Here is a 10,672-nt window from a genome sequence, read left to right as displayed (position 1 = left end):
CGACGCCGCGCATCCGACAACCGCTCCACCGCGAGCATCCCCACACCCTCGGCCCAGCCCGTCCCATCAGCCGCATCCGAGAACGCCTTGCACCGACCATCAACCGCCAGCCCCCGCTGCCGCGAGAACTCCACGAACACATCCGGTGAGGCCATGACCGTCACGCCGCCGGCCAGGGCCAGATCGCACTCGCCCTGCCGCAACGCCTGCACCGCCAGGTGCAACGCCACCAGCGACGACGAACACGCCGTGTCCACCGACACCGCAGGACCCTCAAGCCCCAGCACATACGAGATCCGACCCGACGCCACGCTTCCGGACGTCCCGGTGCCGAAGTAGCCGCCCATGTCGTCCGCAGCGGTCGTCTGCCCGCTGCCGTAGTCGTGGTACATCACTCCCGCGTACACGCCGGTGCGGCTGCCACGCAGGGTGTGCGGATCGATGCCCGCCCGCTCCAGCGCCTCCCACGACGTCTCCAGCAACAACCGCTGCTGCGGATCCATCGCCACCGCCTCACGCGGCGACACCCCGAAGAACCCCGCATCGAACTCCCCCGCCCCATGCAGGAAACCCCCCTCCCGCACATACGACGTCCCCACCGCATCCGGATCCGGGTCGTACAACCCCTCGACATCCCACCCACGATCCACCGGGAACCCCGACACCGCATCCGTCCCCGCAACCACCAGATCCCACAGATCCTCCGCAGAACCCACCCCACCCGGAAAACGACACGCCATCCCCACGATCGCGATCGGCTCGTGGGCACGCTCCTCGACCCGGCGCAGCTTCTCCTGGGTCTCGTGGAGCTCCACCATGGCGCGGCGGAGGTAGTCGCGGAGCTTCGCCTCGGTGGTGGTGGAACCGTTCGCGGCGTCGGAGTCGTTCGTGGACACAGTTCTCCTGAGAAGGTGTCGTAGTGCGGTCGTCGCCTCAGGGCGCGTGCATCGGCCGGGTGGTCACTGCCGGAATCCGTTGTCGAGCAAGTCGAACAGCTCGTCGTCGGACGCCGTTCGCAGGCGATTCCCCACCGCCTCACCCGGATCGACGGGTTCGACGGATTCGGTGGACTCGACGGCTGCGGCGCCGCCATGACCGCCGGGAGTGTCGGGACCATCGGGAGCGTCGGTGGCCGGTCGTCGCCCCGGCCCGGTGAGTGCCGCGAGCAGTGCTTCGAGTCGTCGGGTGATACGCCCCCGCAGCACGTCGTCGCCGACGGATGCCGCGAGTGCGTCGTCGAGTTGGTCCTGGAGCCGGTCGAGGGTGCTGAGTACGGCTGTCCCGGGGCCGGGCAGCTCCCGGTCGAGGAACGCCGCGAGGGCCTGCGGCGTCGGATGGTCGAAGACCATCGTGGCCGGGAGGCGCAATCCGGTGGCTGCGGCCAGTCGGTTGCGCAGTTCCACCGCCGTGAGCGAGTCGATGCCCAGCTCCCGGAAGCTGCGGTCACGCGTGATGGCCGTGGAGTCGTCGTGTCCGAGCACGGCCGCGACGTCCGCACGGATCGCCTCGTCGAGTACGGCCGCCCGTTCGGCGCGGGATGCGCCGGTGAGGCGTTCGGCGAGCGTGGCCGCGTCCCGCCGGTCGGAGCCGGGCGCGTTCGTCGCGGCCGTGACGGACGCGGAGGAGGGAGCAGAGGCAGAGGCGGTAGCAGATGCGGCGAGGGAGCGCAGCACCTCGGGAATCCGCCCGGGGTCGTCGTGGTCGCGCAGGGCGGCCGGGTCGACCCGTATCGGCAGGAGCACCGCCGCGTCCACCGGCCCGCCGACCGCGGCGTCCAGTGCGGCGAGGCCCTCGGCGCGGTGGAGGGGGACGATCCCGGTGCGCCGCAGGCGGGCTGCGTCCACGTCGGTGAGGGTGCCGGCCATGCCGCTGTCCCAGGGCCCCCAGGCGAGGGACACGGCCGGCAGGCCCTCGGCCCGGCGGCATACGGCGAGCGCGTCGAGGTAGGCGTTGGCCGCGGCGTAGGCGGACTGGCCGGCGCTGCCCAGGGTCGCGGCGGCGGAGGAGTAGAACACGAAGACGGACAGGGGCAGGTCCCTGGTCAGTTCGTGGAGGTTCCAGGCGGCATCGGCCTTGGGGCGCAGTACACCGTCCAGGCGCTCGGGGTTCTGCCCGGTGACGATGCCGTCGTCCAGGACTCCGGCGGTGTGGAGGACGGCGGTCAGCGGCCGGTCGGCGGGGATGCCGTCGAGCGCGGCGCGCAGGGCCTCGCGGTCGGCCGCGTCGCACGCCACCACGTCGGCACGGGTGCCGAGCGCGGCCAGTTCGTCGACGAGTTCGTCCACGCCGGGCGCCGCCGGTCCGCGCCTGCTGAGCAGCAGCAGGTGGCGTACGCCGTGGACGGCCGCGAGGTGCTTCGCCGCCATGGCACCCAGGCTTCCCGTGCCGCCGGTGATGAGGACAGTGCCCTCTGCGGTCGGCCAGACCGGTGCGGCGGTGCCGGAGGCGGCACGGTCCACATCGGCGCGGACGAGCTCCGCACGGGCCGGCTCGGCGCGGTCGGAGTCGATGCGGACCAGTGCGGGCCGCAGCAGGACCCCGTCGCGGACGGCCAGCCGACCACCGAGAGCGGCGGCCTCGGCCAGGGCGTGCCGGGAGGCGGGGGTGCCGTCGGTGTCGACGAGGGCAAGACGGCCCGGGTGTTCCGCCAGTGCGGAGCCGAGCAGCCCCCAGACTGCCGCGGCCGCCGGATCGATGCTGCCGTCCCCCGTGTCCACGGCACGGCGGGTGACGAAGGTGAGGCGCTCGGCGCCGAGGCGTGCGGCGTCATGGTCCGCGTCCTCGCGGTGCGCGTCCTCGCGGTGCGCGTCATCGCGGTGCGCGTCCTCGCGGTGCGCGTCCTCGCGGTGCGCGTCCTCGCGGTGCGCGTGGTCCTGGTAGGCGTGGTCCTGGTAGGCGTGGTCCTGGGGCGCCTCGTCCTGGTACGCCTCGCCGACCCATCGCTGGACGAGGGTGAGGGCCCGCCTGACCGTGGCGCGTGCCGCGTCCGGGTCGGGGCCCGGTGCGCCGCCGAGGTCCACGAGGAGCGGCAGCCGGTCCCGGCGGCTCTCCTCGACCGCCTTGGCGAAGAGCTCCTCGTCGGTGGCGTCGGCCCAGCGCACGCGCATGCCCTCGCGTCCGGGCGTGGCCACGGCCGGGGCGGGCCGACCCGGGAGGGCGGTCCAGTGCAGCCGGTGCAGCGGCAGGTGCGCGGCTCCCGCGGCGGCGAGGCCGTCGGTGTCGGGGCGGCGCAGGGCGAGCGCGTCCACCGTGAGGACGAGGCGGCCGGCGGTGTCGACGGCCGTGATCGCGACCGTACCGGTTCCTGCGGCGCCGGACGCGGGAGTGATACGTACGCGCAGGGCATCGGCGCTCGGGCCGTGCAGGCGCGCGCCGGTCCAGGTGAAGGGCACGAGCCCGTGCTCCAGGCCGAGGCCCGGCGCGGCGGCGTGGAGCGCGGCGTCCAGGAGCGCGGGGTGGGCGGTGTAGCGGCCGGCTTCGTCGGCGTACGCGTCGGGCAGGCGGACGTCGGCGAAGACCTCGGTGCCACGCCGCCACGCGGCGGACAGGCCGCGGAAGGCGGGCCCGTAGCCGATGCCGGCGGCGGCGAAGCGCTCGTACTCGGACGTGAGGTCGAGGGGCTGGGCGTTCTCCGGAGGCCAGGTGGTGTCGAACGGCGGCCGGTCGGCGGGCGGTTCGTCCGTGCCGGTGAGGGTGCCGGAGGCGTGGCGTATCCAGCGGCCGTCCCCCGGTGCCTCGGAAGCGTCCGAATGGATCTGCAGGCTGCGCTCGCCGTGCCCGTCCGGCGCTCCGAGCGTGACGCGCAGGCGTACCGCCGCGTGCTGCGGCAGCACCAGCGGTGTCTCCAGGGTGAGTTCGGAGACGGTGCCGCGGGCTGGGTGGGCGGCCGCCGTGACCGCGGCCGCGGAGGCGGAGGCGGCGTGCGGGGCGTCGGCGACGTACTGGGCGAGCTCCAGCAGAGCGGTTCCCGGTACGACCACCTGGCCGCGCACCGTGTGTTCGGCCAGCCATGGGTGGCTGCGGGTGGACAGGCGGCCGGTCCACACCGTGCCCTGTCCGTCGGGAAGTACCACGGCGGCGGACAGCAGGGGGTGCGGGCTGTCGTCCAGCCCCATCGCCTTCGGAGCGAACGCCGCCGGGGCGTCGAGCCAGTAGCGCTTGCGCTGGAAGGGGTAGGTGGGCAGACCGGCTGCCAACCGGGTGGCGGCGCCGTCGGGGCGGTCCGGCGGGGCCGCCGGCGTGACGGGCACGCCATGGGCATACATCTCGGCCACCGCGCGTGTCAGGGCGTCCGTCTCGCCGTGGCCCCGGCGCAGCACCGGCACGGTGAGCGGCGCGCTCGCCGCGTCCTGAGTGGTGGGGTGCACGGTGTCGTCATCGAGGCAGGAGCGGGCCATGGCGGTGAGCACCGCATCGGGCCCCACCTCCAGGAAGGTGTCGATGCCGTCGGCACGCAGGCCGCGCATGCCATCGAGGAACCGCACCGGCTCGCGCACATGGCGGACCCAGTGGTCCGGGGTGCACGGATCAGCGGCAGCGCCGTTCTCCATGGTCAGGTTCGACATGACAGGAAGCGTCGGTCGCCGGTAGCGCAGTGCGCGAGCAACTCGTTCGAACTGTGTCAGCATGCCGTCCATGCGGGGCGAGTGGAAGGCGTGGCTGACGGTGAGCCGCTTGGTCTCCCTGCCGCGTGATCGCCACAGGTCGACCAGGTCCAGTACGGCTTGTTCGTCGCCCGAGACCACGACGGAGGAGGGGCCGTTGACGGCGGCGAGGGCGATTTCCGTCTCCCGGCCCGCCAGGTACGGTGCCATCTCGGCCTCGCTCGCCGCGACGGCGGCCATCGCGCCTCCGTGCGGCAGTTCCTGCATGAGGCGGCCGCGTGCGGTGACCAGGGCGCAGGCGTCGGCGAGGTCGAGGATTCCGGCGACGTGGGCGGCGGCGATCTCGCCGACGGAGTGGCCCATGACGGCGTCCGGGCGCATGCCCCATTCCTCGGTCAGCAGGCGGAAGAGGGCCACCTCCAGGGCGAAGAGCGCGGGCTGGGTGTATGCCGTACGGTCCAGCAGTCCGGCTTCCGTTCCGGTTCCTGCGCCGCTCCCGCTGCCGGCAACGGCCCCGGTTCCGGTTCCGGTTCCGGCGTTGCTCCCGCTTCCGGCCCGGGTGGGCTCGTGCTGGGTCTCGCCGAACATGACGGCACGCAGCGGCCGGTCGAGGTGCCGGTCCATCTCGGCGCAGACGGCGTCCAAGGCGCGCGTGAAGGCGGGGAACCGGTCGTAGAGCTCCCGCCCCGCGCCCGGACGCTGGCTGCCCTGGCCGGAGAAGAGAAAGGCAGTCCGGCGCTCCCCGGCCGCCTCTCCCGTGACGACCCGGACACCGGCGGCGGCCGGCCCCGGCTCCTGTCCGTCGGCGAGCGCCCGCAGTCCGCTCAGCAGGGCTTCGCGGTCCTCGCCGAGGACGACGGCCCGGTGGCGGAAGGCGGTGCGTCGGTGGGCCAGGGCGCTCGCCACGGCGGCCGGAGCGGCCTCCGAACCGCTGAGGTGCGAGTGCAGGCGGTCCGCCTGTTCCCGTAACGCGGCGCGGTTCCGGCCCGAGACCGTCCACATCACGGGGGCCTTGTCACGGGAGTCGGCGGGTTCGGCCGCGCCCGCGGCCGGCGCCTCGGCCGGCTCTGTGGCGGGCTTCACCCCGGGCTCCGCCGTGGGCTGGTCACCGGACTTCGCCCGGGGCTCGGCACCGGATTCCGCTCCGGCCTCCGCTTCGGGCCGCGCTTCGGGCTCCGGGGCGGCGGCGCTCTCCAGGATCACGTGCGCGTTGGTGCCGCTGGCCCCGAAGGACGACACGCCGGCGCGCAGCGGCTCGCCGTCGGGGCGGCGCGGCCAGGGCACCGGGCGGGTCAGCAGCTCCACCGCACCCGACGACCAGTCCACGTGCGACGACGGCGCGTCCACGTGCAGCGTGCGCGGCAGCACGCCGTGGCGCATGGCGAGCACCGTCTTGATCACGCCCGCGACACCGGCTGCCGCCTGTGTGTGGCCGATGTTGGACTTCAGCGAGCCGAGCCACAGGGGCCGGTCGGCGGGCCGGTCGCGGCCGTACGTGGCGAGGAGTGCCTGGGCCTCGATCGGGTCGCCGAGCCGGGTGCCGGTGCCGTGCGCCTCGACCGCGTCGATCTGGTCGGGTCCCAGACCTGCGTGGGCGAGCGCGGCCCGGACGACCCGCTGCTGTGCCAGGCCGTTCGGCGCGGTCAGGCCGTTGCCGGCACCGTCCTGGTTGACCGCCGAACCGCGGATGACGGCCAGGACGGGCCGACCCTCGCGGCGGGCGTCGGAGAGGCGCTGCAGCAGGACCATCCCGGCGCCCTCGCCGAAACCCGTGCCGTCGGCGGCGTCGGCGAACGCCTTGCACCGTCCGTCCGCGGCCAGTCCGCGCTGGCGGGAGAAGTCGATGAACATCGTCGGTGTCGACAGCACGGTCGCCCCGCCCGCGAGCGCGAGGTCGCACTCCCCCAGCCGCAGCGCCTGTACGGCCAGGTGCAGCGCGACCAGCGACGACGAGCAGGCGGTGTCGATCGTGACGGCGGGCCCGCGCAGACCGAGGGCGTACGAGACGCGGCCCGACGCGACGCTGCCCGCGCTGCCGTTGACGAGGTACCCCTCCAGATCGGCGGGTGTGGCGGAGGCCGGCTGGTGGAGCAGTCGGGCGCCGTAGTCGTCGTACATCACGCCCGCGTACACACCGGTACGGCTGTCCCGGACGGTCGTCGGGTCGATGCCGGCGCGTTCCAGGGCTTCCCATGACGTCTCCAGCAACAGCCGCTGCTGCGGGTCCATGGCCAGCGCCTCGCGCGGGGAGATGCCGAAGAACTCGGGGTCGAAGCCGGCGCAGTCGTCGAGGAAGCCTCCTTCGCGGGCGTAGCTGGTGCCCGTGGACGCGGGGTCCGGGTCGTAGAGCGCCGCCAGGTCCCAGCCGCGGTCCTCGGGCAGCCCGGACACGGCGTCCGTCCCCGTTTCGAGGAGCCGCCACAGGTCCTCGGGGGTCGTCACCCCGCCGGGGAGGCGGCAGCTCATCGAGACGATCGCGATCGGCTCGCGGGCGCCGTCCTCCAGTGCCTTGAGCCGCTCCCGCGTGCTGATCAGCTCGGCGGTGAGCCGCTTGAGGTACTCCCGGGCCTTGTCGTCCCGGGCCTTGTCGTTGCTCACAGTTGCTCCTCGATGAAGGCGAAGAGGTCGTCGTCGCTCGCGGAGTCGAGCCGTTCCTCGACGGCCGCCCGCGTGCCGGTGGGGTCTTCGCCGGACCCGGACCGACCGTTGGTGGCATCGGATGCCGCTCCGGTGGCGCCGACCGCCACGAGCGCGGCCTCCAGTTGCCTGCGGACCACAGCGCGCCTGCTGTCGCCCGCTTCCATGCCCGCCACGGCGGCCAGCAGTGCCTCCAGACTCGACAGGGCCGCGGCTGCGGCGTCCTCTCCCCCGCCGGCCAGGCCGAGGCCGAGTTGCGCGCCGATGTGCTCCGCGACGGCCCGCGGGGTCGGGTGGTCGAACACGACGGTCGCGGGGAACCGCAGTCCGGTGGCGGCGTTCAGCTGGTTGCGCAGCTCCACGGACATCAGCGAGTCGAAGCCCGCCTCGCGGAACGGACGCCCCGGCTCCACCGCGTCGGGGCCGGAGTACCCCAGGACCTTCGCCACTCGGGTCCTGACCAGCTTGAGCAGTTCACGTCCGCGGGCGGGTTCGTCGAGGGTCGCGAGCCGCTCGGCGAGTTCCCCCGGCGTGACGTCCGCCGAGGCACGGGCGTCCTCGGTGGCCGACGCCCCGTGCCGCGCTGCCGCGGCCCGGGCCGTCGCCGCCCGCTGCGCCGTGGCCGCCGGCACGAGGGTCCGCAGGAGTACGGGTACGGCTTCGGGACCGCTGACGGCACGCTCCCGGGCCAGGGCCGCCTGGTCCAGCCTCATCGGTACGAGGAGGGCGTGGTCCGACGCCAGAGCGAGGGCGCGGTCGAAGAGCGCGAGCCCTTGCTCGTTCGACATCGGAGCGATGCCCGAGCGCCTCATGCGCCGCAGGTCCCGCTCCGCCAGGTGACCCGTCATCCCGGTGGCCTCGCCCCACAGGCCCCAGGCGAGGGACAGCGCGGGCAGCCCCTGGGCGCGACGACGGTGCGCCAAAGCGTCGACGAACGTGTTCGCCGCGGCGTAATTGCCCTGTCCGGGCCGCCCGAGTAGCCCGGCGGCTCCGGAGAACAGCACGAACGCCGCCAGCCGCCGGTCCGCGGTGAGCTCGTGCAGATGGAGAGCGGCGTCGGCCTTGGCGCGCAGTACGGAGTCGATACGGCCCGGGTCGAGCGCCTCGATCGCGCCGTCGTCGAGGACACCGGCCGCGTGCACCACGCCGGTGAGCGGACGCGAGCCGGGGATGCCCGCGAGCACCGAGCGCAGCGCGTCGCGGTCCGCCGCGTCGCAGGCGACGAGCTCCGGTTCCGCGCCCTGCTCCCGCAGCTCCGCCATCAGCTCGTCCGCCCCGGGGGCCGCCGCGCCGCTGCGGCTCAGCAGCAGCAGGTGGCGTACGCCGTGGCGCTGCACCAGGTGCCGCGCGAACAAGCGGCCCAGCGTGCCGGTGGCACCGGTGACCACCACAGTGCCGTCACCGAGGCGGGGGGCGTGGCCCGCCGGGCCCGGGTCACCGGGGTCACGGACGGTTCCGGGGTCACGGACGGCACCGGGCTCACGGACGGCAGCGGGGCTGTCGGCGTCGTTGAAATCAGTCTGATCACCGGAAGCGCCGGGATCGCCGGTACCACCGGGATCACCGGCCGTCGGGCCTGCTGCGCTCAGGGTGCCGGAAGCAGGGGGGCCGCCGGGGGCGCCGGCCCGTGCCTGCGCACGTACCAGGGCCGGCGCGTACAACGTGCCCTCGCGGACCGCGAGCTGGGGCGTCCCCTCGGCGATCTCGCCCAGGGCGACCGGAATCGCCGCCACCGACGCGTCGCGGTCGTCCACATCGACGAGCCCGAAGCGTCCGGGGTGCTCGGACTGCGCCGAGCGCAGCAGCCCCCACAGGCCCGAAGAGGGCAGCGCGTACACGTCCTCGTCCGGGTCGGCGGCCACCGCGCGTTCCGTCAGTACGACGAGCCGGACGTCGGCGAGCCGTTCGTCGGCCAGCCACTCCTGGACGAGGGCCAGTCCCTCGTGCAGGACCGCCCGTACTTCCGCGTCGACGGACCGGCCGGGCAGGGCGCCGGGCGGCCGGCGGGGACCGAGGGCGACCACGACGGCCTCCGGCGCGGCGCCACCCGCCTCGAGCTCGCGGCGCAGGTCGTCGAGGCCCGCGTACGCGGTGAACCCGGCCGCCTCGGCCTCGGTGCCGAGCGGGAGACGGGCCTGGAGCCGGTGGCCACCGATCAGCGCCCAGCGCACCGGCCGGTCGGCCGACCGCGCACGGACCGGGCGCCACGCGACCTCGTAGAGAGGGGCAGCAGCAGCCGAAGCACCCAGAGCGGCGGCGAGGCGGTCACGCTCCACGGGACGCATGGCCAAAGCGTCGAGGGAGAACACCGGAGCTCCGGACAGGTCCACAGCCCGGCACGACAGGGCCCCGTCATCGTCCCGGGCCAGCCGGACGCGCACCGTGTCCGCGCCCGGTGCGTGCACGGTCATTCCGCGCCAGACGAACGGCAGCAGCAAGCTGTCGTCCGGCACCTCGAACAGACCGCCCGCCATCCACGGCTGGAGCGCGGCATCGAGGAGCGCGGGATGGACGGCATAGCGCGGGGCGTCGGCCACCACCCGGCCGGGGAGCCGCACTTCGGCGAAGACCTCGCCGTCGCGGCGCCAGACCGACTGCAGGCCGCCGAACACCTCGCCGTACTCGTATCCCAGCTCGGTGAACCGGTCGTACAGCACCGCCGGCTCGACGGGTACGGCGCCGGCGGGCGGCCATGCCGCGCCGGCCCATGCATCCGGCGCCGGCCCACTGTCGGCCTCCGGGCGCCGTCGCCGCGCGCTCACCGGGGCCAGCACGCCCACGGCGTGCAGCGTCCAGGGGGCTTCGTCCGGGTCCGTACCGAGGCCGCCGGCTCCGGAGACCGCGAGCTCGTCGGGCTGCGCGTGCACCGACAGGTGGCGCCCGCCCGACTCGTCGGCATCCGCGACACGGACCTGGATCTGCACCCCGCCGCGCTCCGGCAGGACCAGCGGAGCCCGGACTTCCAGCTCCTCGACCACGGGGCACCCGGCCACCGAGCCGGCATGCAGGGCGAGTTCGACGAACGCGGTACCAGGCAGAAGCGCGGTACCGGACACCGCGTGGTCGGTCATCCAGGCGTGGGTGGCGAGGGACAGCCGCCCGGCGAGCAACACCTCTCCCGAGCCCGCCGGCCGGAACGCGCCGCCGAGGAACGGATGCTCCTGCCACGTCATGCCGAAGCGGGCCGCTGCGAGGTCCCCGACACCTGCGGGGGATGTCTCGGCCCAGTAGTGCCGGCGTTGGAAGGGGTAGGTGGGCAGGTCGATCCGGCGGGTGGTGAGGCCGTGCGCGGTGTAGGCCGCCTTCCAGTCGACCGCCACACCGCGGACGAACGCCTCCGCCATCGAGGTCCACAACCGGTGCAGACCCCCCTCACCCCTGCGCAGCGTCCCGGCGATGACGACGTCCCGATCCGTCGTCGACCGGTCGGC

Annotated in this window: 3 protein-coding genes; all 3 read right to left on the bottom strand. The window is 74.4% G+C overall.

Annotation, left to right across the window (positions count from 1 at the left end):
* A partial coding sequence (locus ACIA79_RS33430) for a beta-ketoacyl synthase N-terminal-like domain-containing protein (RefSeq protein WP_399432190.1) occupies positions 1 to 896 on the bottom strand: 896 nt, incomplete at its 3' end.
* Positions 897 to 959: 63 nt separating this feature from the next.
* Entirely contained in the window at positions 960 to 7,202 is a 6,243-nt protein-coding gene (locus tag ACIA79_RS33425; RefSeq protein WP_399432189.1) for a type I polyketide synthase, read from the bottom strand.
* Positions 7,199 to 10,672: type I polyketide synthase (locus ACIA79_RS33420; RefSeq protein WP_399432188.1), on the bottom strand; the 3,474-nt coding region annotated here is incomplete at its 5' end. The genes ACIA79_RS33425 and ACIA79_RS33420, both read right to left, overlap by 4 nt.

It is taken from the genome of Streptomyces sp. NPDC051310 (genome assembly GCF_044455245.1).
Classification (GTDB): Bacteria; Actinomycetota; Actinomycetes; order Streptomycetales; family Streptomycetaceae; genus Streptomyces.
The sequence above is the reverse complement of the archived record's forward strand: the minus strand, read 5'-3'. Positions and strand labels throughout refer to the sequence as shown.